Raw genomic sequence first — 26,735 nt, forward strand, 5'->3', positions numbered from 1 at the left:
AAAGCGTGGTTAACTTGGATTTTCGCCCGCCCGGGCTGGAAATGCGGGCTGCATTTGAGGAGATCGTTTGGAGAGAGAAGATATCCTCCTGCCAGTTTGCTTTTGCGGCGGTGTTTTCTTTGCAGGATAAATACGGGACAGAGGTTTGCATCATAGAGGGCAGGTTGTTTCTGCGCAGCCGCCGCCGGACGCCGGGGCGCGTGGATTATTTCGCGCCGCTCTGCGCGGCGGAGCACTTCGCGGAAAGCGTTGCAGCGGTCGAGGCGAGCGCCGCCGATGAGGGATTGCCCTATGCGCTTTTCGGCTTGACTGAGCAGAACGTTGAAGCGCTGCGGCGGATAGCGCCGGGACGCTATTTGATAGAGGAGCAGCGAGATTGGGCGGAGTATATTTACGATACGAGGTCGCTGGCAACGCTTGAGGGTAGTGCGCTCAAGCAAAAGCGCAAGGATGCAAGAATCTGTCGCAAAACCTATGGGGAGCGCCTGACGACTGAGCCGCTGACCGCACAGAATGCGGCAGACGCATGGGTGTTCCAGCAGGAGTGGTATGCATATCACCAGAACGGCGGCGAGGCGGGCGAGCAGCTTGCGGCCGAGCACCGGGCGATCCGGTGTGCGCTGACGCATTATACCGCGCTGGGACTGACCGGTGTGCTGCTGCGGCTGGAGGGACGGGTGGTAGGTTATTCCTACGGCTGCCCGGTTGGCGGACAGACCTATGATATTCTGGTGCAAAAGGCCGCGCCGGATGTAAAATACCTGTATCGTGTCGTGTTTCAGGAGGCTGTGCGGCAATGCGCGATGGACTGCGCCTATGTGAATGCGGAGGAGGACATCGGGTTGGAGGGACTGCGCAAGCTCAAGCTGTCCTACCATCCGCTGCTGCTGCTGCGGAAATTCAACGCCGTACCGGGGGAGGAGCTGTAATGAGCAAGCTGGAGGCCAATCTGGTTCTTCTTTCCATTACTTTTTTCTGGGGCATCCAATATGTGTTTCTCAAAAACATACCGGAGGATATCTCGACCTTTGCATTTCTGGCGCTGACAAACGGCATCGGTTTTTTGATCATTGCTGCCTTTTTTGCGCACGAGCTGGTCAAGCTGACCCGAAAGGTGGTCAAAGACGGCCTGCTGCTCGCGGTGCTGCTGTTCAGCATGAACACAATGCTGACGATTGGTTCACGCACGTTGGAAGCATCGACCACATCATTTTTCACGGCAGCCTATATCGTGTTCGTTCCGCTGGTCATGCTATGCTTCGGCAAACGGTCGAGCGCCAACAACTGGGCGGGCATTGTGATCGTGCTGGTCGGCCTGCTGCTGGCAACGGGCGCACGGTTTGATGGACTGGGCAGCGGTATCCTCTTTGTCGGCGCGGCGGATATCCTGTTTGCGGTGTATATCGTTGTGCTTGGGCAGATCATCGGCACTGTAAACCCCATTTTGATCTCGATTTGTCAAATGTTTTTCGGCACACTGTTTGGTATGGCGGGATGGCTGGTCTCCCAGCCGGAAACGTTGCTTTTGCTGCCGCGTGATATACAGTTCTGGAGCAGCGTGCTGGTGATCGCGGTGTTCGTGCGCGGCTTTACCACCGTGATGCAGATCTATGCGCAGCGGTATGTCAGCGCGCTCAATGCCTCGCTGATCTTCTCGCTGGAGGTGGTTTTTACGCTGCTCACTTCGCTTTTTCTGCCGGCCATGCTGGGCGGACAGACCGAAACGCTCACACCGCATAAAATAGCGGGCTGCGCACTGATCCTGCTGGGCGTGCTGCTCTCGGACGGAGCGCTGCTGTGCAGGAAAAAAGGAGGCGTGTCGGCATGAAATCGGCAATGGAAGTACGCCGCGCCGTGTGTGCGCTGCCGCGCATAGCGCTTGCCATGCTGCTGTTCGATTTGCCGTTCCGTAAGATTGCGCTGCTCGGGCTTGCGCCCGTCGCTGGCCCTAAAAACATGCTGCCCGTGCTTTTCGGTCTGCTGTATGGCCCTGCGGGCGCGCTGGGCAGCGCGCTTGGCGTTCTGCTGTCTGCGCTGGTCAGGTTGCGGATGACGGCGGACTGCGCCGCCGAGGCGGTGGGTGCATTGGCCGCCGGCTGTATTGTATGGGCGATTTGGTATCGCCTGCCCGGATTGCGCCGCCCCAGCTGCAAAACGGCGCGTGAGATGGCCGGTGTGCTGTTTTGCATCGCGGCGGCTTCTGTGGCTACAGGCGTATGTATGCTTGTCGTGCCGGAGAAGACACTAGGTGTGCGTGCGTGCGCGCTGGCCTTAGAGATGGGCATGAGCACAGCCGCATGGTCGCTGCTGTTGGGTATGCCGTGCCTGATTATGGCGACCTCGATGTTCGGCATCCGGCCGGTGGCGCCGGACAGCTGGGCGCGGCAGCACAGGGAAGATGATAAGCCCGATTTCGAAAGAACCGTGGTCAACGACCCCGCCAGCATTGGAGAACTATGCAGCGAGGTCGATCTGTTCAGTATGACGCATGGCTTGCCCCCCAAGCTGGCCTACGCGGTGATGAGCTGCGTGGAAGAAATGAGCTGCCTGATTCTGGAGCACTTGCCGGCGGGCGGCTCGGTGCAGGTCATGCTGACCAAAGGGGACAGTATGCTCCTGCTTTTGCGCTACGCGGGGGAAAAATACAACCCCATGGCCGGGCGCATACGGCCGCAGGAGCTGACCGCCGATGCGGAATGCTGGTCGATTTTGGGCACGCTGATTGTGCGGGAGATGGCGGTACACATCAGACACGGATATGCACAGGGTGTCAATGAGGTCAAGATCATCATTTGAATGGGCTGCCATCAGGTGCATATTGGGTATATGAGCGGTATTGTGGTGCTCAAGTCATAGCTTTGCACCGTGTGGTAGAGCGCACGCAATTGGATGGAGCAGCCGGTAGGGCAGGAGGCGTGAGGGGCAGACGAGGAGCGCGGGTGGCTATGCATCTGCATAAAAAGGAGGAGACTGTGCGGCAGCACAGTCTCCTCCTTTATCGTGAAGTGCACGTATCAGCGGCTTGGCTTGATGCATTGGTTTTCCGTCAAACCCCGCGTGCGGCAATCACATCGTTCATATCATACATGCCGGGCTGCGTGCAGCCGGCCATGAACACAGCAGCATCCACCGCGCCGACCGCGAACACCTCGCGGGAAAGCGCGGTGTGCTTGATTTCGATGATCTCATCGCGCCCGCAGAACAGCACACTGTGCTCGCCGACGATCGTGCCGCCGCGGATGGTGGAAATGCCGATCTCGTGCGCGGGGCGCTTTTCGCGGCGGGTATGCCGGTCGTACACATACGCAGGCTGATAGGGCAGCGCGGCGGCGACCGCGTCCGCCAGCATCAGTGCCGTGCCGGAGGGTGCATCGAGCTTCTGGTTGTGGTGCTTTTCGATGACCTCAACATCGTAGCGCTCGCCCAGTACGGCGGCACATTTGCCAAGCAGGTCGCTCATCAGATTGATGCCCAGCGACATATTGCCCGAGCGGAAGACCGGCACGGCTGCGGACGCTTCGCGTATGCGCTGCAGCTGGGCGGGGGAGTGGCCGGTCGTGCAGAGGACGATGGGCGTATGATGCTTTTCACAGTAGCGCAGCAGCTGTTCGGTACATGCGACATTGGAAAAGTCAATCATAACGTCGCACTTGCCCTGAAACTCAAATGGATCGGAAAAAATCGGGAAATCAGCGTATTTCGCGGTATTGATATCAAACCCGGCGACGATCTGTATGTCCTCCCGCTGGGAAACAATATCCGCAATCACATGGCCCATCCGGCCGGAACAGCCGGAAAGTGCGATTTTCAACATCTTGCTTAAAACTCCTTTGTCAGACGGGCGGCTTTATCTTTTGCAGCCCGCGGCTTCCAACGCGCGGCGGATGCGGGAGGTATGCTCCTCGCTCGGCTCGACTAGGGGCAGGCGCAGCGCGCCTGTGTTCCAGCCGAGCAACTCCATCGCTTTCTTCACGGGAATGGGGTTGACCTCGCAAAACAGCGCGTCGATCAGGTCGTGGTATTGCAGCTGCATCCGCGCGGCCTCGGGGTAGCGGTTTTCCAGACAAAGCTGGGTCAGCTCGTGGGTCTCCCGCGGGGCGACGTTGGACAGCACCGAGATAACACCCTTGCCGCCAAGCGCCATCAGCGGCACGATCTGGTCATCGTTACCCGACCAGATATTCAACTCGTCGCCGCATTTAGCCATGGTCTCAGCCAGCAGGGTAAAATTGCCGGAGGCAGCCTTGAGTCCATTGATGTTCGGGTGCTTGGACAGCTCATACAGCGTATCGGCGGTGAAGGACACGCCGGTGCGGCTGGGCACGTCGTACAGGATGATCGGCAGATCGCTGCAATCCGCGATAGCGGTATAGTGCGCGATCAGACCGCGCTGAGTGGTCTTATTGTAATACGGCGTGACGGATAGGCCGGCGTCCGCGCCGCATTCGGCGGCAAATTTGGTCAGCGAGATCGCGTAGTCGGTATGGTTTGAGCCAACGCCCGCGACCACGGGCACGCGGTGGTTTACATATTCGCAGCACCAAGCGATGGCCTGACGGTGCTCCTCGTCATGCAGGGCAGAGGCTTCGCCGGTCGTGCCGCAGATGACGATCGCATCCGTGCCGTGCGCGATCTGGTGGTCAACGATGCGGGCAAATTCCGTATAGTTGACTGTGCCGTCGGCCTGAAAGGGTGTGATGATGGCGACGCCTGCGCCGGTAAATACGGGCTTTTTCATAAGATGTATGACCTCCTTAACGGTCCATATACCCCTCGGCGCAGAGCAGCTCGGCCATCAGAACCGCGCCGCCCGCCGCGCCGCGCAGGGTGTTGTGAGACAGGCTGACAAATTTGTAATCATACAGGGCATCCTCGCGCAGTCGGCCGATGGATACGCCCATGCCGCCTTCCAGATCGCGGTCAAGCCGGGTCTGGGGACGGTCGTCCTCCTCAAAATAGGTCAGGAAATGGGCGGGTGCGGAGGGCAGCTTCAGCTCCTGCGCGCGACCCTTGAAGTTGCGCCAGCGTTCGATCATGGTCTCGCGGCTCGGCTTGTTTTTGAAGCGGACAAAAGCCGCCGCCATATGGCCGTCCGCCGCGGCCACGCGCAGGCACTGTGCCGTGATGACCGGGCTGACCGCAGGCTCGATATGGTCGCCCTCGATATGTCCCCAGACCTTCATCGGCTCTTTTTCGCTCTTTTCTTCCTCGCCGCCGATATAGGGGATGACGTTGTCGACCATCTCCGGCCAAGTATCAAAGGTCTTGCCTGCGCCTGAGATGGCCTGATAGGTGCAGACCGCGACCTCGGTCGGCTCAAAGTCGAGCAGCGCGGACAGAGCCGGTACATAGGACTGGATCGAGCAGTTGGACTTGACGGCGATAAAACCACGCTTGGTGCCCAGACGCTTGCGCTGCGCCGGGATGATCTGCGCGTGGGCGGCGTTGATCTCCGGGATGATCATGGGCACGTCGGGCGTCATGCGGTGCGCCGAGTTGTTGGAGCAGACCGGGCATTCGAGCTTCGCGTAGCGCTCCTCCAGCGCGCGGATGTCCTCTTTTTTCATATCGACGGCGCAAAAGATGAAATCGACCTTGGAGGCGATCTCCTCCGCGTCCGCGTCTGCGTCGTACATCGCCATGTTTTTATATTTTTCCGGCATGGGAACGGCCATTTTCCAGCGTCCCTCGCAGGCCTCCGCATAGGTCTTGCCCTTGTTGCGGGCAGAGGCGGCAAGCGCCGCGACCTCGAACCACGGATGGTTTTCCAGCAGCAGGGAAAAACGCTGGCCAACCATGCCCGTCGCGCCGACAATGCCTACTTTGTAGTGCTTCATTTGTATTGATTCCTCCCAAAAGATTGACTGACGATTGGTAAATTTTCCACCCGGACGAAAATAAAGAAAAAATACCGGTTGAAAAACCGGTATCATCTATACTATAATAGAAGGAGCGGACAAACCGAATTCTTCTAAAAAAGGATAGCTCTCCACCGGCATTTCTGCTGATGACAGACGCAGGGATATTGTCCGGCAGCGTCCAGCGCAGCCTTGCCGCAACAAGGACCGGCTTCGGCGGCAGACCCTTTCTCGGCTGCTAATCGGGTTTACGGACCCTCCCAGACGATACTGATGAAAACCGCGCCTCTATCTTCGATCAATGTACTTGTCTTACCTATTTTAGAATAAGGGCTGTTATTTGTCAATAGAGGGCGGAAAAAATGATAAGGGGATATCAGGATGAAACGTATTGTATCTGTGCTGCTGTGCATACTGACTATGGCGGCAGGGCTGTGCGTCACGCCTGCGGGCGCGGTGGATACCAATATGACGCTGCGCGTCGGACTGCTGGCGCAGGGCGCGCTGGACAGCCCACAGCTGGAAAACGTCAGTGGCTTTGCCGGTGGCTATGCGTTCGGCACGATGGAGGGGACGACGTTTTCCCCGGTCAAGTCGGTCGGCAACACGCAGCTCACCATGCGCGTGGTGAACGGCGCGGTGCAGGCGGCTGACACCGCGACGGGCGAGGTGCTCTTTACCGCGCCGGCGGGCAGCGAGCTTGCCGTGCAGCCGAACAGTGAGCAGACATGGTTTAAGGGCTATAAGTGGAAAGGCAGCTTTGCATACCGCATCACGGACGGCAGCAAGCTGGTTGTTATAAACTATGTGCCGCTGGAGGAATATGTGAAGGGCGTGCTGCCATATGAGGTCGATCCGAACTGGCCGGCCGAGGCGCTCAAGGCGCAGGCGGTCTGCGCCCGCTCGTTTGCGCTAGGTACGCGCAAGCATACGAGCGAGGGGTTTGACCTGTGCAACACGACCAACTGTCAGGTCTATCTGGGCACGAACAAGGCAACTGCGGCCTCTGACGCAGCGGTCGAAGCGACCGCCGGAGAATACCTGACCTATGCGGGCGAGCCGGTCGTCGGCTATTTCTTCTCGTCCGACGGTGGTGCGACCGAGGATGCCGCCAACGTATGGGGCGGCGATTATGCTTATCTCAAGGGCAAGGTTGACCCCTATGAGGAGAAGGTAGATGAGTGGAGCGTTACGCTGACCGCTGAGGAGATCCGCGCCAAGCTGCTGGATGGCGGCTACCAGATCGGCACGGTGGCCAATGTGCAGGTCACGGGGCGCACGGCGACTGATAACGTAAACGAAGTGACCGTGACCGATACGGAGGGCAAGCAGGTGACGATTCGGCAGAGTGCGGTTCGCACGGTGTTCGGACTGAAGAGCATCCGCTACACCATTACGCCAAACACCGGCACGGGCGCGCCGCTGGCGACGAGTCTTGCAATCGTGCCGTCGGTGCATCAGGTGACGGTCGACGGCAGCACGGCCGCGCCGCGCGGCTACAACATCGGCGGAAATAACTATTATAAGCTGCGCGACATCGCGTACATCCTCACTGATACGGAAAGCCGCTTCAATGTGACTTGGGACAGCGTCAATAACCGCATCGTGCTGACCCCGGGTGAGGCGTATCAGCCGGTCGGCGGTGAGCTGGCCGCTGCCGATGCGGTGCAGAGCTACATAGCGTCCGATGCCGAAATCGTGATGGATGGAAGCGTAGTGCTCCTCACCGGATACCGGATCAACAACAACAATTACTATAAGCTGCGGGATATCGGTGAGGCGCTTGGGTTTGGCGTTGACTTTGCAGACCAGACGGTGCTGATCCGCACGGGCAAGAGTTCCGAAGAGCCGGATACTGTACCACCAGCCGCAGACGAAACCCCGGCACCGTCGGAGCCGGTGGTATCTGTCACCGGCGCGGCAAGCTATACCTTCCATGGCAAAGGCTGGGGGCACAGCGTGGGCATGAGCCAATGGGGCGCTTACGCGATGGCCAAGCAGGGCTTTGGCTATCAAGATATATTGAAGTTTTATTACACCGGGATCGCGGTCTCCCGTTGACCGGTACCGGTAAGAAGGAGGATAGCACATGGGCGCTCCGCTGGGAACGCCCATGTTTTTGCGATGAAGAAGAGCGATTTTTATTTTGATCTGCCCGAACGGCTGATCGCGCAGCACCCGCTGGCGCAGCGCGACGCCTCGCGTCTGCTGGTACTTGACCGCGCGGACGGCTCGGTGTCGCACCGGCAGTTTCGTGATTTAATGGAATACGTACAGCCGGACGACTGCATGGTGTTCAACAACTCGCGCGTCATCCCGGCGCGGCTGATGGGGCATGCGGTCGGCCATACGACGCCGATCGAGGTTCTGCTGCTGACCGACAAGGGAGACGGCCTATGGGAGTGCCTGACGCGCCCGGGCAAAAAGACGCGCGCGGGCGTTGATCTGACCTTTGGAGACGGCCTGCTGACCGCGACGGTCGAGTCGGTGCAGCCGGACGGCAACCGCCTGATCCGCTTTCATTACGACGGTGTATTTTTGGAGATTTTGGACAGGCTGGGTGTTATGCCACTGCCGCCTTATATCAAGGAACGGCTGGATGACCCCGAGCGCTACCAGACGGTCTACGCCCGCACACCCGGCTCGGCCGCCGCGCCGACTGCCGGCCTGCACTTTACTCCGGCGCTGCTGGATGCACTGGCGCAAAAAGGTGTTCGGCTGGCGTTTGTCACGCTGCACGTCGGGCTGGGCACCTTCCGCCCGGTCAAGGAGGAGGAACTGGCTGACCATGTGATGCACGCTGAGTATTACAGCATGGACGAGCAGACGGCACAGTGCATCAACGAGACGCGCGCGGCGGGCGGCAAGATATGGGCGGTCGGCACGACGGCGAGCCGCACGCTCGAAACGATCGCCGACGAGCGCGGACATGTGCGCGCGCAGTCCGGGTGGACGGATATCTTCATCTATCCCGGCTACCGATTCAAGGTGGTTGACCATTTGCTTACCAACTTCCATCTGCCGGAAAGCACGCTGATGATGCTGATTTCAGCCTTTGCGAGCCGGGAGATGGTGATGGAAGCCTACCGGCAGGCGATCGCGGCGGAGTACCGCTTTTTCTCTTTTGGAGACGCGATGCTCCTGTACTAATAAGAACGGATAACGAGGAAATTATGGATATCGGAACTTTTCAGCTATTGAAAACAGAGGGGAAGGCCAGACGGGGCGTATTCTGCACCGCGCACGGTGTGGTGCAGACGCCGGTGTTCCAAAATGTCGGCACGGCGGGGGCGATCAAGGGGGCGGTGGATGCCTTTGACCTTGCAGAGCTTGGCTGCCAGATCGAGCTGTCCAACACCTATCATCTGCATGTCCGGCCGGGTGACCAGATCGTCAAGGCCATGGGGGGGCTACACCGCTTCATGCGGTGGGACGGCCCGATGCTGACCGACTCGGGCGGCTTTCAGGTGTTTTCGCTGGCCACGTTGCGCAAAATCAAGGAGGAGGGCGTGACCTTCCACTCCCATGTGGACGGACGGAAGATCTTCATGGGGCCGGAGGAGAGTATGCGCATCCAGTCCAATCTCGGCTCGGATATCGCCATGGCGTTTGATGAGTGCATCGAAAACCCCGCGCCGCGCGACTATGTCAAGGCCTCGATCGACCGCACGACACGTTGGCTGGTACGCTGCAAAAATGAGCTGGCGCGGCTGAACAGTCTGCCGGATACGATAAATCCCCATCAGGTGCTGTTCGGCATCAATCAGGGCGGAACCTACGATGACCTGCGCATCGAGCATATGCAGGAAATCGCCGCGCTCGACCTGCCCGGCTACGCAATCGGCGGCCTGGCCGTGGGCGAGAGCACCGAGGTGATGTATCACATTCTGGATGTGGTGCTGCCGCACGCGCCGGTGCACAAGCCGCGCTATCTGATGGGCGTGGGCACACCGTCCAACATTCTGGAGAGCGTCGCCCGCGGCGTGGACTTTTTTGACTGCGTGATGCCGACGCGCAATGCGCGGCACGGGCATCTGTTCACGCACCACGGCATTCTGAACATCATGAACGCCAAGTACCAGACCGACGACCGCCCCATCGAGGAGGGCTGTCAGTGCCCGACCTGCCGCCGTTTCAGCCGCGCCTATCTGCGGCATCTGCTCAAAAGCGGCGAAATGCTGTCCCAGCGCCTGCTGGTCATGCACAACCTTTGGTTCTACAACCATTTGATGCAGGAGATACGTGACCACCTGGACGAAGGCACGTTTGCGGGTTTCCGCGCGGAATATAGTGAAAAAATGAGCAAGCGCATCTGAAATACAGCAACGCAGCAGGCTTTCCGCATCGGAAGGCCTGCTTTTTTGCATATGCCGGGCGCGCGCCGCATAGCATGGACTGAAATGGGGTCGTGCCGTGCGGATACAGAAGAAAACGATACTTTATGCGGCGGGCATACTGGCCTGCGGCAATTTGGCGCTGCAAGCGCTCGGCTTTCTTTACCGGGTGCTGCTCAGCCGGTTTGCGGGCGCGGAGGGACTGGGCGTGTACCGGCTGGTCAACTCAGCCTATCTGGTACTCAACGCGGGCTGTCTGTCAGGCGTGACCATGGCCTGCTCACGCCTGAGCGCCGCGTGTGAAGCAAGGGGCGAGCAGCGCAGGATCGGCGCGGTGCTCCGGCTGGCGTTTTCGGTGTTTTTCACACTCTGCGCAGGCTGCGCCGCGATTGCGCTGCTTTTTCGGAAAGAAATCGCAGTGCACCTGCTGGGGGATGGGCGGTGTGCACAGGCCTTTCCGTTTTTGCTGCTCTGCCTTGCGCTGACCGGCGTGGAGAACATCTTCAAATCGCTGTTCATCGGTCTCGAACAGGTGCAGTACACAGCCGCCTCCGAGGTAGGGGAGCAGCTGATCCGCATTGGCGCGGTCAGCGTGCTGCTGTTTCGCTATCAGGGGCAGGACTATGGCACGATCGCCATGCTGATTTTCGCCGGCATGGTGGTCAGCGAGGTGTTCAGCGCCCTGTTTCTGACCCGGCTGTTCTGCCGAAACAGGGCGTCTATCGACCTGCGCACGCCGGTGGACGCGGCGACAGGCAGGCAGTTCTTGGCCATCGCGCTGCCGCTTTCGGCCTCGGCGCTGCTGGGTAACCTGCTCAGCTCAGCAGGCTCGGTGCTGCTGCCGCAGCGCTTGATGGTCGCCGGGCTGACCTATGAGCAGGCGCTTTCCGCGCTCGGCGTGATATCCGGCATGGCCATGCCGCTGCTGCTGCTGCCGGTCGCGCTGGTCAGCTCGGTATGCACGGCGCTGCTGCCCGCGATCACGGCGGCGCAGGCGGTGGGCAGCGCCAAGCGCGTGCGCGCGCTGATCGGGCGCGCAGTCTCGGCGGTGGGGCTGATTGCCCTGCCGGCGACAGCCGTACTCGTGCCGCTCGCGCCTCGGCTGAGCATGCTGTTTTTCCGCCAGCCGCTAACGCAGGAGTATGTGGCGCTGCTGGGCGCGGTGGCGGTGGTGAGCTATTACCAGATGGCAAGCGGCAGCCTGCTCAACGCGGTCGGCCTGCAGCAGGTGAACGTCGTGACTGCGGTCAGTGCGGAGCTGCTGCAGCTTCTGCTGCTCTACCACTGGTGCGCGCGCCCGACGCTCGGCATTTACGGCTACTTGCTCGCTATGCTGCTGACCGGCGCGGGCGCGTTCGTGGTCAACCTGTGCGTACTGCGCCATCAAAGCGGCTTTGCGCTGCGTCCGTTTCGCCGCTTTGGTGTGCCGCTGCTGTGTGGCGGGGCGCTGCTGGGCTGGACGCGCGTGTTTTTCGCGGTATTTCAGCAGGTTTGCCGATCGGACGCGGCCGCGCTGTGCTGCACGCTTGCCGGTGCGTGCGCGCTGTATGTGCTGGTGCTGCGGCTGCTGGGTGTGCGGCTGCTGCGCTATCTGTCCCGCCGCATCGAAATGCCACCGCTGACGCGCCTGCGTATGTGGTGATACGCCTTGACAAATACCGCGCAAGCGGATAAGATAGAAAACACGATGGATCGGCTCTTGCCGCAGGTGCGGCAGGAGCTTTTTTGTGACGAAACGGGGGAAACGCGATGAAACTGACGATGTGCTGCCCGACGCTGTTCGGGCTGGAGGGCATTGTGGCCGATGAGCTGCGCTTTGGCGGCAAGCTGAGCGCGGTGCGCGCGGAAAATGGCCGCGTCATCTTCGAGGGCGATGAGAACACGCTGGCGTGGGCAAACCTTAATCTGCGCTGCGCCGAGCGAGTGCTCATCCGCTTAGGGGCGTTTCCGGCGCGCAGCTTTGACGAGCTGTTCGAGGGGGTGCGCGCGCTGCCGTGGGAGCAGTTTATCCCCGAGGACGGTGCGTTTCCGGTCAAGGGACACAGTCTGGATTCCGCGCTGCACTCGATACCGGACTGCCAGAAGATCGTCAAAAAGGCGGTGGTCGAGCGGCTGCACGCGGCGTATGGCCTAAGCTGGTTTGCGGAGACCGGCGCGCGGTATCAGATACAGTTTGCCATCATGCACGACATGGCCGAGATTTATCTGGACACCTCGGGCGCCGGTCTGCACAAGCGCGGCTACCGCGCCAATGCAAATGCCGCACCCCTGCGTGAAACGTTGGCCGCCGCGATGGTAAAGCTGGCGCGCTGGCGGGGGAGGGAGCCGCTGCTCGACCCGTTCTGCGGCTCGGGTACGATCGCAATCGAGGCGGCGCTGCTCGCGCAGCGCCGCGCGCCTGGCCTGCTGCGTACTTTTGACGCGGAAAAATGGCCGTGTATCGGCGCGGCGGTCTGGCAGCAAGCGCGTGAAAGCGCGCTCGATCTGGCCGACGGCAGCGCGCGGTTTGACATCGTGGGCAGCGATATCGACCCGCAATGCGTGCAGCTTTCAATTGAGAATGCGCGCAAGGCAGGCGTGTCGGGCACGGTGTTTTTTGAATGCGCTGATGCGGCCAAGCGCGATTACAGTGGGCAGGGCGTGCTGTTTGCCAACCCACCCTATGGCGAGCGGCTGCTCGATGTGCAGACGGCGGAAAAGCTGTACGCAGCGTTTGGCAGGGCGGTCGGGGACTCGCCCAAGCGGCAGTATATCCTAAGCTCCGACGCGATGTTTGAACGCTGCTACGGCAAAAAGGCGGACAAGCGGCGCAAGCTCTATAACGGTATGCTCAAATGCGACCTGTATATGTATTTTAAGCACTCGCCGCGTCCGTCTGCTAAAGGCAGTTGAGCAGCTTTGGCGGGATTCACAAAAAATTCATAAATTTTATGGCGGCATTTCCAAAAAACCTCTTGCGTATCGCGGCGAGTTGATGTAATATAATACTTGCGTTAGCACTCAAAGATTCAGAGTGCTAAACTTGGATTCGTTAATCTTTATTTTTCATAGGAGGAATTCGATATGAAACTCAAGCCCCTTTGCGATCGTGTTGTGATCAAGATGATCGAGGCGGAGGAGACGACTGCCAGCGGCATCATCCTTACCGCGTCGGCGCAGGAAAAGCCGCAGGTCGCTGAGATCATCGAGGTTGGCCCCGGCGGCGTGGTCGACGGCAAGGAGATCAAGATGGAAGTCCAGAAGGGCCAGAAGGTCATCACCAGCAAGTATTCGGGCACCGAGATCAAGCTGGACGGCGAGGAGTATATCATTGTCCGCCAGAGCGACATTCTCGCGGTCGTAGAGTAATTCAAGGAGGTAAATTATCATGGCTAAGCAGCTTATTTACGGCGAGGACGCGCGCAAGGCGCTGCAGCGCGGCATTGACCAGCTCGCTGATACCGTTAAAGTGACCATCGGCCCGAAGGGCCGCAACGTCGTGCTCGATAAGAAATTCGGCGCGCCGCTGATCACCAACGACGGCGTTACCATCGCCAAGGAGATCGAGCTGGAGGACGCTTATGAGAACATGGGCGCGCAGCTGGTCAAGGAAGTGGCGACCAAGACCAACGATGTGGCCGGCGACGGCACCACCACTGCCACTGTGCTGGCGCAGGCGTTCGTGCGCGAGGGTCTGAAGAACGTTGCGGCGGGCGCGAACCCGATGGTCATGCGCCGCGGCATTTCCAAGGCGGTTGCTGCCGCGGTCGAGTCGATTGCGCAGAACTCTAAGGCGGTCGACGGCACGAACGACATCGCCCGCGTCGGTGCGATCTCGTCCGGCGATGAGGAGATTGGCAAGCTGATCGCCGAGGCAATGGAAAAGGTATCGACCGACGGCGTTATCACCGTGGAGGAGTCCAAGACGGCCGAAACCTACTCCGAGGTCGTTGAGGGTATGCAGTTCGACCGCGGCTACGTTACCCCCTATATGTGCACCGATACCGAGAAGATGGAGGCTGTGCTGGACGATGCGCTCATCCTCATCACCGACAAGAAGCTGTCCAACATTCAGGAGCTGCTGCCCATCCTCGAACAGGTGGTAAAATCTGGCAAGAAGCTGCTTATCATCGCTGAGGATATCGAGGGCGAGGCGCTCTCCACCCTGATCGTCAACCGTCTGCGCGGTACGTTTACCTGTGTTGCCGTCAAGGCGCCGGGCTTTGGCGACCGCCGCAAGGAGATGCTTCGTGATATCGCAATCCTGACCGGCGGCACGGTGATCTCCGAGGAGGTCGGCATTGAGCTGAAGGATGCTACCATGGATATGCTGGGTTCGGCACGCCAGATCGTCATCACCAAGGAGAACACCACGATCGTGGACGGCGCGGGCGACAAGCAGGATATCGCCAGCCGCGTCAATGAGATCCGCGGCGCGATCGAGCGCACCACCTCTGATTTTGACCGCGAGAAGCTGCAGGAGCGTCTGGCCAAGCTGGCTGGCGGCGTTGCGGTCATCAAGGTCGGCGCTGCGACCGAGACCGAGATGAAGGAGAAGAAGCTGCGCATTGAGGACGCGCTCAACGCGACCCGCGCGGCAGTTGAAGAGGGTATCGTTGCCGGCGGCGGTGTGGCCTATGTCAACGCGATTGCAGCGGTTGAAAAGCTGGCGGAAGGCGCCACGGGCGACGAGAAGACCGGCATGATGATCGTGGCGCGCGGTCTGGAAGCACCTATGAACCAAATCGCCTACAACGCGGGTATCGAGGGCGCGATCGTCGTCGATAAGGTCAAGAACTGCGGCAAGGTCGGCTATGGCTTTGACGCTGCGACCGAGACCTATGGTGATATGATTCAGAACGGCATCGTAGATCCGACCAAGGTCAACCGTTCCGCTCTGCAGAATGCGGCGTCTGTCGCTTCGATGGTGCTGACCACCGAGAGCCTCGTTGCTGATAAGAAGGAGCCGCAGCCCCCGATGCCGGCAGCTCCCGATATGGGTGGCATGTACTAAAAGATGTTCTAAAGCCGGATTTTCCGGCTATAAGCAGCCGTTTCTAAGATTTGCAGGACCCGGTACTCGCTTTGATGAGTACCGGGTCTTTTGTGCTGCCTTAGCGTGTAGAAAGCGCGCGTTGTGGGGAGTATCGTTGCTGTTCCGGGTCGCTGTCTTGCATAGGGGAGTTCGTTAGCTCTTACACAACTACCCGGAAAGATGGTCTGTACAAGCATTGAAAACGCGCTGCTGTCATGGTAAAATGTATAAAATAGTCGATTGAGGATTTGTAACGGCAGTATATTTGGCAGAAGTGATGTATAATTGACAGCAAGGAGAGACGTAATATGAAAAGGCCGAGATATATTGAGAGCCTATATGCATTGATCTTTTTAGATCTGAGTTTTGTATTTATTGTGGTGGGTTTGCTATGCTTTTCTGGAATCATGAAGCCGTCTGCGCATGCGCGTGTACAGGAGCCAATTGTTTTAGGGAAAATTTTTTTGATGATCGGTATTGTTTGTGGCGTTGTACAAATAATTTTCAGCCTGATCGGACGGCGGCGGGCAAAATCACACCAGGCACTGTTGGCACAGGGGAGCAGGCGAATCGGGACTGTGGAAAAGGTGTATTTGCAAAAGTCAGTACGGTTTAGACGAAAATCGCCCTTTAGAATATACTATGCCTATTCGTTTCAAGGTAAAATTTATCACGAAAAAAGCGATTTGCTGTGGGATCAGCCTGATTTGAATGAAGGCGATTCGATCGAGGTTTTTATCAATGACGCGGGGAAGGCTGCGCTGCGCTTGTGAGACGGAGTATGGCAAGAAAAAGGTGACAATTTGCCATGCTTGTGGTATAATAGCTACATAACACCTATCACACATCGGCTTGACAATGATGCCGTCCGCGGCGCACCGGCAGATATTTTGACGAAAAAGGCGCCGCCCGGCGTGCTATCATAGCCGCACAAACGAATATGGAGGAATCAAACCTTGCTTTGGAGCGCATTACGCGGGGGAGATATGCAGCAGGCGTTTATCATGCTTGCGCTGTCCATTCCTGCTGTTGTTTTATGTTTATCGCTGCATGAAGCAGCGCACGGCGGCGCAGCCTATCTGCTGGGCGACCGCACGGCGCGCGATTCGGGGCGCGTGACGCTGTCGCCGCTGGCGCATGTTGACCCGTGGGGTTTTCTGTGCCTGCTGCTGTTCGGCTTTGGTTGGGCGCGGCCGGTGCCGGTCAATATTTCCAATTTCAAAAACCGGCGCGCGGGCATGGCGCTGACCGCGCTGGCCGGGCCGCTTGCCAATTTTATTACCGCGTTTATTGCATTTTGTATCTTTATTGTGCTGATGCCGCACCAAGGCTACCTGTACACGGGGCAGGGCAATGCGTTCCTCTACGCGCTGGGGCAGTTTGTGCTGATCGTCGGCTCGATGTCGGTCGGTCTCGGCGTTTTTAACCTCATCCCCATCCACCCGCTGGATGGCTCGCGCGTGCTCGATGCGTTTATGCCGTTCTCATGGTCGCAGAAGATACAGCAATATCAGCCGGTCATCCTGCTGGTGTTCATCTTCGTGCTCTGGAGTGGCTGGCTGGATGGGCTGATGTCGCTTGCGATCAACGGCGAACTGCGGCTTGCGCTGCGGTTTGTCAGCCTGCTGATGCGGCTGTAAACGGGGGCGGCATGGAGTTTCATCTGGACAATTTTGATGGGCCGCTTGATTTGCTGCTGCACCTGATCGCCAAGAACAAGGTCAGTATTTATGATATTCCGATTGCGGAAATCTTGGAGCAATACATGGCGGTGCTGCACGCCGCCGAAGCAATGGATCTAGATGTGGCGGGCGATTTTGTGGCGATGGCCGCACAGCTTGTCTATATCAAATCCAAGATGCTGCTGCCCCGCCGCGACGAGGGGGGCGAGGAGGATCCGCGCGCAGCGCTGGTCGAAATGCTGCTTGAATACCAGCGGCTGAAGGAGGCTACGCCGTTCTTAAAGGAAAAGGGCGAGCTGGGACGGGATATCTTCATCAAGCCGCCCGAGCATATCGAGGGCGCTCCCGCCGAATACCGCCAATCGGTCAGGGATTTGGTGCGCGCGGCGGGTAATATGCTGCAAAGGGCGCAAAAGCGTGTGCCGCCTTCAGCGCGGGTGTTTTCCGGTATCGTCGGACGTGAGCCGGTGCCGGTGTCCGCGCGCGTCGCGGTCATTCTCCGCCGCTTTCTGTCCCACGCCAGACTGCGCTTTGCACAGCTGTTTGACGATGCGAAAAGCCGCTCGGAGATCGTGGCGACCTTTCTCGCCGTGCTTGAGCTTTCCAAGAACCACCGCATCCGCTTGGAGGGCGAGGGGGAGAGGGTCGAGCTGACGCTGACCAAGGATAAAGGGGAGTGACGTCGGATGACCGAACTCGAAGCCGGTCTTGAGGCCGTGCTCTTTGCTGCCGGAGACGCGGTGCCGGTTGAGCGGCTTGCTGCCGCGTTGGAAACCTCGCGCGGTGCGCTGCTCGAAGCGGCCGACGCGCTGGCAAATCTGTACGATTTTGAAAACCGCGGCATTATGCTGCTGCGGCTGGCGGACAAGCTGCAGCTCTGTTCGCGACCACTGTACGCGCAGGCCGCCCGCAGGGTGACCGAATCGCGCAGGCCGCCCTCGCTCTCGCCCGCGGCGCTTGAGGTGCTGACCATCATCGCGTACCGTCAGCCGGTGACGCGCGCGTTCATCGACCAGCTGCGCGGCGTCGATTCGGGCGGCACGGTGTCCGGCCTACTGGAAAAGGAGCTGATCGAGGAGGCGGGGCGCATGGATGTGCCCGGCCGTCCGATCCTCTACCGCACGACCGATGCGTTTTTGCGTACTTTTTCGCTCAAGAGTCTGGAGGAGCTGCCCGCGCTGCCTGCGCTGGAGGAAAACGAGCAGCTCGAGCTGACCGCACAGGATGGAGCCGGGCGCGAGCCGGAATCAAATCCTTCGGATGGAACGGAGTGATGAGGGGGATGGCCGATGTGCTCTGGCTGATCCTTCTGGTGTTGCTTTGCCTGTTGGCCGCGGCGCTGCTGCTGTTTGCGCTGGCGCTGACAGTGCGCACGGGGATCGAGACATACGGTGCAAACGGCGCGGTCAGCGTCGAGCTGCGTTATGGCCCGCTGCGCATTCCGCTCTGGCCGCCGCCCAAGGCGCAGAGCAGGGAGCAAGCGGCAGAGGGCGCACCGCCCGAGCGCAAAGCGCGAAAAAAAGCAAAGCCGAGGCGAAAATATAGGTTTGACCGTGCAGCGCTCGATATCGGCGAGCTGTTGGAGCTGGCGCTGCGGTTGCTGGATGAGCTGGCCGGTACGCTGCGCATCAGCCGTTTGCGTGTGCGGGTCGTTATCGGCACGGATAACGCGGCCAAAACCGGCATTCTGCTGGGGCAATCGGCTGCGCTCACCGGCATGATTGTGCCGTTTTTGGAGAATACTTTTGAAATGAAGGATTACCGTGTCGATGTGGACGCGGATTTCAACGCGGCGCACACCGAATGGGCGTTCAGTGCTTTTTGCTCCATGCGGCCGGTAAGGCTGCTGTTTTTGCTGCTGCGGCACGCAAAGGAGCTGTTTGGCTTGTATAAAAAACTCATCAAGAAGGAAGAGGCGATCACGCATGAATGAACATCCTATCAGCAATTTGATGACCGAGACCATGGCTAAAATCAAGGAAATGGTCGATGTCAACACCATTATCGGCCAACCGATCACCACGGCGGACGGCACGACCGTCATCCCGGTCTCCAAGGTCGCGTTTGGCTTTGGCACCGGCGGCAGTGAGTTTGCGGCCAAGCATGCTGCGGAAAATGCGCCGCTGGCGTTTGGCGGCGGCGGCGGTGCGGGCGTGACGGTCTCGCCCGTCTGCTTTCTCATCATCGGGCGCGACGGCAGTGCCGACATCCTCGGCGTGAACGCACAGGCTGCGAGCACGGTCGACCGCTTGGTCGAGATGATCCCGGGTGCGATCAATAAGGTTTCCAGCTTTGTGGAAGGCCGCAAGGGAAAGGCTGCGCCGCAATCCGCGCAAACGGTTGAAGCTGACGAATAATACAGCCCGCCCCGCAAAACCTACTCATAGCAAGGATGAGTAGGTTTTGTTATGCAGGGGAGATGTATGATGGGCAAAAAACTGTTGTGCGCGCTGCTGGTCTGCGCGCTGGGCGTATATCCGGCGCGGGCGATCAGCGCGCAGAGCGCGGTGGTGATTGACGCAGATACAGGGGAAACCCTGTTTGCGCACAACGCTGACGCGCGGCTGCCGATGGCCTCGACCACCAAAATCATGACTGCGCTGGTCGCGCTCAGCGAGGGCGAGCTTGACCGTGTGTATACGGTCAAGAAGGAGTACACGCAGGTCGAAGGATCGTCCATGTATCTGCGCACAGGCGAAAAGCTGACACTGCGGGATACGCTGTATGGCCTGATGCTGGCTTCCGGCAACGACGCCGCGTTGGCCATCGCGGGCGAGTGCGGGGGACTGACCGCTTTTGTGGAAAAAATGAATGAGAAGGCACAGGAGCTTGCGCTAGAAAACACGCATTTCGACAATCCCAACGGCCTGAGCAGCGAGACGCATTACACCACGGCGCATGAGCTGGCCAAGATCACAGCCGCAGCCATGCAGGACCCGGTGTTCCGGCAGATCGTATCGACCGGCAGTTACACGGCAGGCGAACATGTTCTGAGCAACCACAACCGGCTGCTGCGCATGTATGACGGCGCGATAGGTGTCAAAACCGGGTTTACTAAGGCGGCGGGGCGTTGTCTGGTCTCCGCCGCAGAGCGTGGCGGGCGAACGGTCATTGTGGTCACGCTCAATGACCCGAACGATTGGAACGACCATATGGCGCTGCTGGACGAGGCGTTTGCGCGGTATGAGGAAGTCACGCTGCATCAGGCGGGCGACCAGCTCGCCGTGCAGCGCGTATTCGGCGGCGATACCGACGAGGTGCCACTGCTGGCGCAGCATACGGTGACTGCGTTTTTAGCACCGGGAGAAAAGGAAAAACTGGAAAAGGTGCGCTACGGCGATAGAATATGCTACGCGCCGGTCGTGCGCACCGCGGTCGCAGGGCAGCTTGAATACCGCATCGGCAGCAAGGTGCTGGCGCGGGACACGCTGGTGTACGGCGGCGCGTCGCTGCTGCCGCCCGAGCGGAAGAGCGTGCCTGAGCACATTATAGAGCGTATTTTTGACGGCTGAGTGCCGGATATCGGAGGACAACTGTGGAAGAAAGACTGCAAAAAATACTGGCACAGGCCGGGCTGTGCTCGCGCCGCCAAGCGGAGGAATGGATACTGGACGGCCGCGTGCGTGTTAACGGCCGCGCGGCCTCGCTCGGCGACCGGGCAGATGCCCAGCGCGACAGGATCACGGTCGATGGCAGGCCGGTTGGCCAAGCGGAGGAAAAGAAGTATCTGATGCTGTACAAGCCGCGCGGCTATGTGACAACGATGAAGGATGAGCATGGCCGCAAGACCGTGGCCGAGCTGGTGCGGGGCTGCCGTGCGCGCGTCATACCGGTCGGCAGGCTGGACTATAATTCGGAGGGGCTGCTGCTGCTGACCAACGACGGCGCGCTCATCAATGCGCTCACCCACCCCCGGCATGAGGTCGATAAGCATTATGAGGTGCGCGTGCGCGGCCGGCTGGAGGGGATCGAGCAGCTATCGCAGCCGATGCGGATCGACGGCTATGATATCCGCCCGGCGGTGGTTGAGGTGCTCGAGCGGGACGAGCAGAGCGCCAAGCTGCGCCTGACCATCCATGAGGGACGCAACCGTCAGATACGCAAGATGTGCGAGCAGTGCGGCCTTGAGGTGCGCCGCCTCAAGCGGGTAGCGATCGGGGAGCTGCCGCTCGACCCGGCGCTCCGACCCGGCGCGTGGCGCGCGCTGACCGAGGAAGAAATTTCCTATTTACAGGGAAAAGCTGCGTCCGCACAGGATTGACGCAAAATATCTTGCATTTTTTGTCGGAGCAACTTACAATAAAAGACGGTATGCAGCGGCCGGGAGTGCGGGAGAGAGAGTATGAACGATTTGATAAGCAAGATCCAGCACCAGCTGCCCGGGTTTTCCAAGGGGCAGAAGCAGATCGCGCGGTATATTCTGGAGCATTATGACAAGGCGGCCTTTATGACGGCGAGCCGTCTCGGCGCGACGGTGGGCGTCAGCGAGTCCACGGTCGTGCGCTTTGCGACCGAGCTGGGCTATGAGGGCTATCCGCATTTGCAGCGCGCACTGCAGGAGATGATCCGCAATAAGCTGACCTCGGTGCAGCGCATGGAGGTGTCGAGCGACCGCATGGGCGGGCGGGACGTGCTGCAAACCGTGCTGCACACCGATATGGATATGATTCGCATGACGCTTGACGGTATGGACCGCAAGGCGTTTCAGGGCGCGGTCGAAGCGCTGACCGGCGCGCGCCGCATTTACATTCTGGGTGTGCGCTCATCGAGCGCGCTGGCCAACTTTGTCGGCTTTTATTTTAACCTGATGTTTGACAATGTGACGCTCATCCACACCAGTAGCGTCAGCGAGATTTTTGAGCAGATCCTACGTATCGGGCCGGGGGATGTGTTTTTGGGCATCAGCTTTCCGCGCTACTCCAAGCGCACGCTGAGTGCCATGAAATATGCACGCGACCGCGGCGCGCGCGTCATCGCGCTGACCGATTCGCACATCTCGCCGCTGGCTCGTGTGTCCGACCACGCGCTGCTGGCGCACAGCGATATGGCCAGCTTTGTTGATTCGCTCGTGGCGCCGCTGTCGGTCATCAACGCGCTGATCGTCGCGGTCGGCATGAGCCGCCATGACGAGATCGAGCAGACCTTTCACAAGCTCGAGCGCATCTGGGAAGCATACGATGTATATGAAAAGCCGGAGGATGAGGGAAGTTGAACGTCATAGTGATCGGCGGCGGCGCCGCCGGGCTGATGGCTGCCGGTACCGCAGCGGAGCACGGCGCGTGTGTGACGCTGTTTGAGCGCAATGAAAAGGTCGGCCGCAAGCTGTTCATTACAGGCAAGGGACGCTGCAATGTGTGCAACAACTGCGATATCGAAACAGTGCTGCAAAACGTGCCGGTCAATCCGCGCTTTCTGTATTCGGCGCTCGGCGGCTTTTCACCGGCCGATACGATGGACTTTTTTGAAAAGCACGGCGTTCCTCTTAAGACCGAGCGTGGAAACCGCGTTTTTCCGGTCTCCGACCGGTCGGCCGATGTCATTGACGCACTGTTTACATGGATGAGGCGCGTGGGTGTGCGGATCATGCAGCAGCCCGTGGACGCGCTGGCCGTCACAGACGGGCGGCTGGTCGGGGTGTGTGCGGGCGGAAGGACATACCCGGCCGACCGCGTGATTGTGGCGACCGGCGGCGCGTCCTATCCGCAGACCGGCTCGACCGGCGACGGGTACCGCTTTGCCAAGGCCGTGGGACATACGATCGTGCCGCCCAACCCATCGCTCGTGGCGCTGGTGACACCGGACGGCTGCGGTGAGCTGATGGGACTGAGCCTGCGCAACGTGCAGGTGACTGTGTTCGAGGACGGCAAAAGGCTATGGTCGGACTTCGGTGAGATGCTGTTTACCCATTTCGGCCTGTCCGGGCCGCTCATTTTGTCCGCTTCTGCGCATATGCGGCATTTTGGCAGTAAGGGATATCATATCGAGATTGACCTCAAGCCCGCGCTCGATGAAAAAACATTGGATAAACGCCTGCTGTCCGACTTTGATAAACATAAGAACAGTGATTTCATCAACGCGCTCGACGAGCTGTTGCCGCGCAAGCTGATCCCGGCGGTCGTTCGCCTGTCGCAGATCGACCCGCGCGCCAAGGTCAACAGCGTGACCAAGGCGCAGCGCGCGGCGCTGCTGCACACGCTCAAGCATTTTACGCTTGCCGTGTCGGGCAAGCGCCCGGTCGCCGAGGCGATCGTCACCACGGGAGGTGTGTCTGTGCGCGAGGTCAGCCCGAAGACGATGGAATCAAAAAAAATACCGGGATTGTATTTTGCGGGCGAGGTGCTCGATGTGGACGCCTATACCGGCGGCTTTAATTTGCAGATCGCATGGTCGACCGGCCGCTTGGCGGGCCTGTCCGCGGCGCAAACATAGGAGGTAGCATATGGGTTATATTTCTGTGGCAATCGACGGCCCGTCCGGCGCGGGCAAATCAACGATCGCGCTCGCCGCGGCCGAACGGCTGCGGTACATTTATGTGGACACCGGCGCGATGTATCGCGCGATTGGCCTTGCCGTGTGCAGAAAGGGCATCGCGGAGGATGACGCTGAGGCGATTGCCGCCGCGCTGCCGTCGATTGATGTGTCGCTGGCGTATGAGGGCGGCGCGCAGCATGTGCTGCTGTGCGGCGAGGACGTGTCCGAGGCCGTCCGCACGCCTGAGATCGCGCGCTACGCCTCTAAGGTGTCGGCTGTGCCCGCAGTGCGGCAGTTTTTGCTGGACTTACAGCGCGGCATGGCTGCGCGTAGCAATATCCTGATGGACGGACGCGATATCGGCACGGTTATCCTGCCCGATGCGCCGGTCAAGATATTTCTGACCGCCTCGTCTGCCGTGCGCGCCGCGCGCCGGTGCAAGGAGCTGCGGGAAAAGGGGCAGCAGGTGACCTTGGAAAGTGTCAAGGCAGATATTGAAGCGCGAGATAAGCTGGATATGAGCCGCCCTGTTGCGCCGCTGCGGCAGGCGGAGGATGCCGTGCTGCTCGATACAAGCGACATGACGCTGGCGCAAAGCATTGAAGCCGTGTTGCGTATTATTAAAGAAAAAATAGAAGGTTGAGAGCATGAAGTACAAGTACCGCCGCTGGTTTCAGTGGCTTGCGATACCGTTCGTTGCGTTGGCGCTGCATATTTATTTTGGCTTCAAGGTGCGGGGGCGGGAGAATATCCCGGCGGGCGGCTGCGTTGTGTGTCCTAACCATGTGCAGCTCTCCGACCCGCCGCTGGCCGCGGCCGCGCTCGGCCATAAGGTGCCGCTGCGGCTGATGGCCAAAAAAGAATTGTTTGAGAAAAAATGGCTGGCGTGGCTGATCGCCGCGCTCGGCGCGTTTCCGGTCGACCGGGGCGGCGCTGACATCACCGCGATCAAAACCGCGCTTGCCAGCGTCAAGGAAGGCAAAAAGCTGATTATTTTCCCGGAGGGCACGCGCAGCACGGGAGAAGGAGAGGCCAAAAAGGGAGCGGCCATGCTGGCGGTCAAGTCGCGCGCGCCCATTCTGCCGATGTATATTTCGGAGAATAAGAGCTTTCGCTGCGGCGTGCAGATCGTGATCGGCAAGCCGTTTATGCCCGATCCCAACCAAAAGGACTACGGCGTGATCGCGGACGATATCCTGCACCGAATCTACGCCCTGAAGGAAGAAATATGAGTGTAACAGTAGCAAAGACAGCGGGTTTCTGCTTTGGTGTGCGCCGCGCGGTGGACATGGCCGAGCAGCAGGCCGGCCAAAACGGCGTGATCTACGCCTATGGTGAGATCATCCACAACACGCACGAAATCGCCCGCTTGGCAGCGCGCGGCGTGCGCACAGCCGAGACGCTTGATGAGATACCGGACGGCGCCAAGGTGCTCATCCGAGCGCACGGCGTGCCGCGCGGCGTATTTGATGTGCTGCGGGAAAAGCAGTGCGAGGTTTTTGACGCGACCTGCCCCTTTGTCAGCAAGATTCACCGCATCGTGGACGAGCAGAGCAGGCAAGGGCGGTTGATCGTCATTTTCGGCAGCCGAAACCATCCCGAGGTGCTCGGCATACAGGGCTGGTGCGGCGCGTCCGTTGTTTTGGAGAACGAGGAGCAGGCCAAAGCCTTTGCGGACAACCCCGATTTGGCTGACAAACCGATCGCCGTCGTCGCGCAGACGACCGTGAACCGGACAGTTTGGAATATTTCCGTCGACCTGATAAAAAAAAGGTGTACAAACCTCAAAATTTTTGATACAATATGTAAAGCGACAGACGAGCGACAGTCGGAAGCCCGTCTGCTTGCCGGCGCATCGGATCAGATGGTCGTGATCGGAGATAAAAAAAGCTCTAACACAAAGCGGCTGTATGAAATCAGCCAGTCTCTTTGCAGCGACGTGCTTTATGTGGAGGACGCCGCGGAGCTTGCCGCGCAGCAGCCTTGCAGGGGCAGGCGTATCGGGATCACGGCCGGAGCATCGACGCCGGCATGGATAATTAAGGAGGTCAGTAACATGATGAGCGAAGAAACGAAGATTGAAAATGGCGGCGAGGACTTTGCGGCAATGCTCGAAGAGTCCTTCAAAACTTTAAATACAGGAGAGAAAGTCACCGGCACTGTCGTTGCAGTATCCACGACCGACGTACAGGTCGATCTCGGCGTTAAGCACACCGCATATATCCCGCTGAGCGAGCTGTCCGACGATCCGGCCTTTGATGTGAGCGCCAACATCCATCCGGGCGATGAGATCGAGGCGGTTGTCGTTCGCGTCAACGACAGCGAGGGTACGGTCACGCTGTCCAAGAAGCGGGTTGATCAGCTCAAGGGCTGGGAGAATATTGAGAAGGCCTACGAGGAGCACAGCGTCGTAGAGGGCGTTGTGATCGAGGAGAACCGCGGCGGCGTGGTTGCAATCGCCTATGGCGTGCGTGTGTTTATCCCGGCCAGCCAGACCGGGGTGCCCAAGGATCAGCCGATGGCGCAGCTGGTCAAGACCAAGCAGTCCTTCTATATCACCGAAATCAACCGCCAGCGCAAGCGCGTAGTCGGCTCGATCCGCCAGATCCAGCAGGAGGCCCGCAAGGCTTCTGCCGAGCAGATCTGGAGCACCATCGAGGTCGGCAACGAGTATGACGGTACGGTCAAGTCCCTGACCTCCTACGGCGCGTTTGTCGACATCGGCGGCGTGGATGGCATGGTGCATATCTCCGAGCTGTCTTGGGGCCGCATCAAGCATCCGTCCGAGGTTGTCGCCGTAGGCGATAAGGTCAAGGTGTTCGTCATCGGTCTGGACAAGGAGAACAAGAAGATCTCTCTCGGCTATAAGCGCGAGGAGGACAACCCGTGGAATGTGTTCAAGTCCAAGTACGATATCGGCTCGGTCGCTGAGGTCAAGATCCTCAAGTTCATGCCTTTCGGCGCGTTTGCTGAGATCGTACCCGGAGTGGACGGCCTGATCCATATTTCGCAGATTTCGGATCACCGCATCGCCAAGCCCGAGGATGAGCTTGAGGTCGGTCAGAAGGTCGAGGCCAAGATCATCGACATCAACGATGAGAAGAAGAAGGTCTCCCTCTCCATCCGCGCACTCTTGGTCGGCAACGACGATTTTGACGAGGAGTAATCCCAACGCTGCAAGGAAGCACCCGGTTAGGTGTGTCCAGTTAAGAAAACATTCTAAGGCGAGAGAGAAAGGGGCTGTAAAAAAACAGCTCTGAAATGAGGCACTTGTCCGCATTTGCGGGCAGGTGCCTCATTTGTGCTATTTTATGTTATTTTTAGGGTACTTGAATAAGCCCATTGTTAAATGAGCTGTTTTTACGTATTCGATTTA

Annotated in this window: 26 protein-coding genes and 1 riboswitch; of the genes, 23 read left to right on the forward strand and 3 right to left on the reverse strand. The window is 59.3% G+C overall.

From position 1 onward, the window contains the following. Window positions 1-5: 5 nt before the first annotated feature. Genes MR935_RS03090 through MR935_RS03100 form a run of 3 tightly spaced genes read left to right on the forward strand, consistent with a single transcriptional unit; the run spans window position 6 to window position 2,796 of the window. Window positions 6-929 (forward strand): DUF2156 domain-containing protein, encoded by a 924-nt coding sequence (locus MR935_RS03090; protein WP_290570946.1) that lies wholly within the window; start codon window positions 6-8, stop codon window positions 927-929. After that, complete coding sequence (locus MR935_RS03095) at window positions 929-1,828, forward strand: DMT family transporter (protein WP_290570948.1); 900 nt, start codon at window positions 929-931, stop codon at window positions 1,826-1,828. Before MR935_RS03090 ends, MR935_RS03095 begins: the two co-directional genes overlap by 1 nt. Next, entirely contained in the window at window positions 1,825-2,796 is a 972-nt protein-coding gene (locus MR935_RS03100) for a hypothetical protein (RefSeq protein WP_290570950.1), read from the forward strand. Before MR935_RS03095 ends, MR935_RS03100 begins: the two co-directional genes overlap by 4 nt. A 250-nt stretch (window positions 2,797-3,046) precedes the next feature. Here the strand turns inward: MR935_RS03100 and dapB are convergent, their stop codons facing one another. The 3 genes from dapB to asd are packed head-to-tail and all read right to left on the reverse strand — an operon-like array spanning window position 3,047 to window position 5,837. After that, window positions 3,047-3,814 (reverse strand): 4-hydroxy-tetrahydrodipicolinate reductase, encoded by a 768-nt coding sequence (gene dapB, locus MR935_RS03105; protein ID WP_290570952.1) that lies wholly within the window; start codon window positions 3,812-3,814, stop codon window positions 3,047-3,049. 33 nt (window positions 3,815-3,847) lie between these two features. Next, complete coding sequence (gene dapA, locus MR935_RS03110; protein ID WP_290570954.1) at window positions 3,848-4,738, reverse strand: 4-hydroxy-tetrahydrodipicolinate synthase; 891 nt, start codon at window positions 4,736-4,738, stop codon at window positions 3,848-3,850. Between the two features lie 16 nt (window positions 4,739-4,754). Next, window positions 4,755-5,837, reverse strand: a complete 1,083-nt coding sequence (gene asd / locus MR935_RS03115; protein ID WP_290570955.1) for an aspartate-semialdehyde dehydrogenase — start codon at window positions 5,835-5,837, stop codon at window positions 4,755-4,757. 137 nt (window positions 5,838-5,974) lie between these two features. Continuing rightward, window positions 5,975-6,157: riboswitch (Lysine riboswitch) on the reverse strand. Window positions 6,158-6,239: 82 nt separating this feature from the next. Between asd and MR935_RS03120 the strand changes: the two genes are divergently transcribed. The 20 genes from MR935_RS03120 (at window position 6,240) to MR935_RS03215 (ending at window position 26,525) form a co-directional block, all read left to right on the forward strand. Continuing rightward, complete coding sequence (locus tag MR935_RS03120; RefSeq protein WP_290570956.1) at window positions 6,240-7,919, forward strand: SpoIID/LytB domain-containing protein; 1,680 nt, start codon at window positions 6,240-6,242, stop codon at window positions 7,917-7,919. A 63-nt stretch (window positions 7,920-7,982) separates the two neighbouring features. After that, window positions 7,983-9,008 carry a tRNA preQ1(34) S-adenosylmethionine ribosyltransferase-isomerase QueA gene (queA, locus tag MR935_RS03125; RefSeq protein ID WP_290570957.1) on the forward strand — a complete coding sequence of 342 codons (1,026 nt, stop codon included), beginning with the start codon at window positions 7,983-7,985 and terminating at the stop codon, window positions 9,006-9,008. Window positions 9,009-9,031: 23 nt separating this feature from the next. Then, complete coding sequence (gene tgt, locus MR935_RS03130; protein ID WP_290570958.1) at window positions 9,032-10,174, forward strand: tRNA guanosine(34) transglycosylase Tgt; 1,143 nt, start codon at window positions 9,032-9,034, stop codon at window positions 10,172-10,174. A 97-nt stretch (window positions 10,175-10,271) separates the two neighbouring features. Next, window positions 10,272-11,834 (forward strand): oligosaccharide flippase family protein, encoded by a 1,563-nt coding sequence (locus MR935_RS03135; protein ID WP_290570959.1) that lies wholly within the window; start codon window positions 10,272-10,274, stop codon window positions 11,832-11,834. A gap of 107 nt (window positions 11,835-11,941) precedes the next feature. Next, a complete protein-coding gene (locus MR935_RS03140; protein WP_290570961.1) occupies window positions 11,942-13,084 on the forward strand; it encodes a THUMP domain-containing class I SAM-dependent RNA methyltransferase in 1,143 nt (380 codons plus the stop codon). Window positions 13,085-13,255: 171 nt separating this feature from the next. Further along, window positions 13,256-13,540 carry a co-chaperone GroES gene (locus tag MR935_RS03145; protein WP_290570962.1) on the forward strand — a complete coding sequence of 95 codons (285 nt, stop codon included), beginning with the start codon at window positions 13,256-13,258 and terminating at the stop codon, window positions 13,538-13,540. Window positions 13,541-13,559: 19 nt separating this feature from the next. Beyond that, window positions 13,560-15,185 carry a chaperonin GroEL gene (gene groL, locus MR935_RS03150; protein WP_290570964.1) on the forward strand — a complete coding sequence of 542 codons (1,626 nt, stop codon included), beginning with the start codon at window positions 13,560-13,562 and terminating at the stop codon, window positions 15,183-15,185. Between the two features lie 329 nt (window positions 15,186-15,514). Continuing rightward, the gene (locus MR935_RS03155; RefSeq protein WP_290570965.1) at window positions 15,515-15,979 is read left to right on the forward strand and encodes a hypothetical protein; all 465 of its coding nucleotides are present in this window, start codon (window positions 15,515-15,517) and stop codon (window positions 15,977-15,979) included. 213 nt (window positions 15,980-16,192) lie between these two features. Further along, on the forward strand, window positions 16,193-16,846 hold the full coding sequence (locus MR935_RS03160) for a site-2 protease family protein (RefSeq protein WP_290570966.1): 654 nt from the start codon (window positions 16,193-16,195) through the stop codon (window positions 16,844-16,846). An 11-nt stretch (window positions 16,847-16,857) separates the two neighbouring features. After that, entirely contained in the window at window positions 16,858-17,568 is a 711-nt protein-coding gene (locus MR935_RS03165) for a segregation and condensation protein A (RefSeq protein ID WP_290570967.1), read from the forward strand. A gap of 6 nt (window positions 17,569-17,574) precedes the next feature. After that, window positions 17,575-18,162, forward strand: coding sequence for an SMC-Scp complex subunit ScpB (scpB, locus tag MR935_RS03170; RefSeq protein ID WP_290570968.1), 588 nt, complete (start codon window positions 17,575-17,577; stop codon window positions 18,160-18,162). 17 nt (window positions 18,163-18,179) lie between these two features. Next, window positions 18,180-18,821 carry a DUF2953 domain-containing protein gene (locus tag MR935_RS03175; protein ID WP_290570969.1) on the forward strand — a complete coding sequence of 214 codons (642 nt, stop codon included), beginning with the start codon at window positions 18,180-18,182 and terminating at the stop codon, window positions 18,819-18,821. Then, the gene (gene ytfJ / locus MR935_RS03180; RefSeq protein WP_290570970.1) at window positions 18,814-19,245 is read left to right on the forward strand and encodes a GerW family sporulation protein; all 432 of its coding nucleotides are present in this window, start codon (window positions 18,814-18,816) and stop codon (window positions 19,243-19,245) included. Before MR935_RS03175 ends, ytfJ begins: the two co-directional genes overlap by 8 nt. A 66-nt stretch (window positions 19,246-19,311) precedes the next feature. Continuing rightward, window positions 19,312-20,400 (forward strand): D-alanyl-D-alanine carboxypeptidase family protein, encoded by a 1,089-nt coding sequence (locus MR935_RS03185; RefSeq protein WP_290570971.1) that lies wholly within the window; start codon window positions 19,312-19,314, stop codon window positions 20,398-20,400. Between the two features lie 23 nt (window positions 20,401-20,423). Further along, window positions 20,424-21,149, forward strand: a complete 726-nt coding sequence (locus MR935_RS03190) for a pseudouridine synthase (protein WP_290570972.1) — start codon at window positions 20,424-20,426, stop codon at window positions 21,147-21,149. 81 nt (window positions 21,150-21,230) lie between these two features. Then, on the forward strand, window positions 21,231-22,100 hold the full coding sequence (locus tag MR935_RS03195; RefSeq protein WP_290570974.1) for a MurR/RpiR family transcriptional regulator: 870 nt from the start codon (window positions 21,231-21,233) through the stop codon (window positions 22,098-22,100). Next, window positions 22,097-23,317 carry an NAD(P)/FAD-dependent oxidoreductase gene (locus MR935_RS03200; protein WP_290570976.1) on the forward strand — a complete coding sequence of 407 codons (1,221 nt, stop codon included), beginning with the start codon at window positions 22,097-22,099 and terminating at the stop codon, window positions 23,315-23,317. The genes MR935_RS03195 and MR935_RS03200 overlap by 4 nt, the downstream gene beginning before the upstream one ends. Window positions 23,318-23,327: 10 nt before the next feature. Continuing rightward, window positions 23,328-24,002: a (d)CMP kinase gene (cmk, locus tag MR935_RS03205; protein WP_290570977.1), complete on the forward strand. Its 675-nt coding sequence runs from the start codon at window positions 23,328-23,330 to the stop codon at window positions 24,000-24,002. Between the two features lie 4 nt (window positions 24,003-24,006). Continuing rightward, entirely contained in the window at window positions 24,007-24,591 is a 585-nt protein-coding gene (locus tag MR935_RS03210) for a lysophospholipid acyltransferase family protein (RefSeq protein WP_290570979.1), read from the forward strand. Continuing rightward, window positions 24,588-26,525 carry a bifunctional 4-hydroxy-3-methylbut-2-enyl diphosphate reductase/30S ribosomal protein S1 gene (locus MR935_RS03215; RefSeq protein WP_290570981.1) on the forward strand — a complete coding sequence of 646 codons (1,938 nt, stop codon included), beginning with the start codon at window positions 24,588-24,590 and terminating at the stop codon, window positions 26,523-26,525. The genes MR935_RS03210 and MR935_RS03215 overlap by 4 nt, the downstream gene beginning before the upstream one ends. The last annotated feature ends 210 nt before the right edge of the window (window positions 26,526-26,735 follow it).

The organism is Agathobaculum sp. (assembly GCF_022775115.1).
Classification (GTDB): Bacteria; Bacillota; Clostridia; order Oscillospirales; family Butyricicoccaceae; genus Agathobaculum.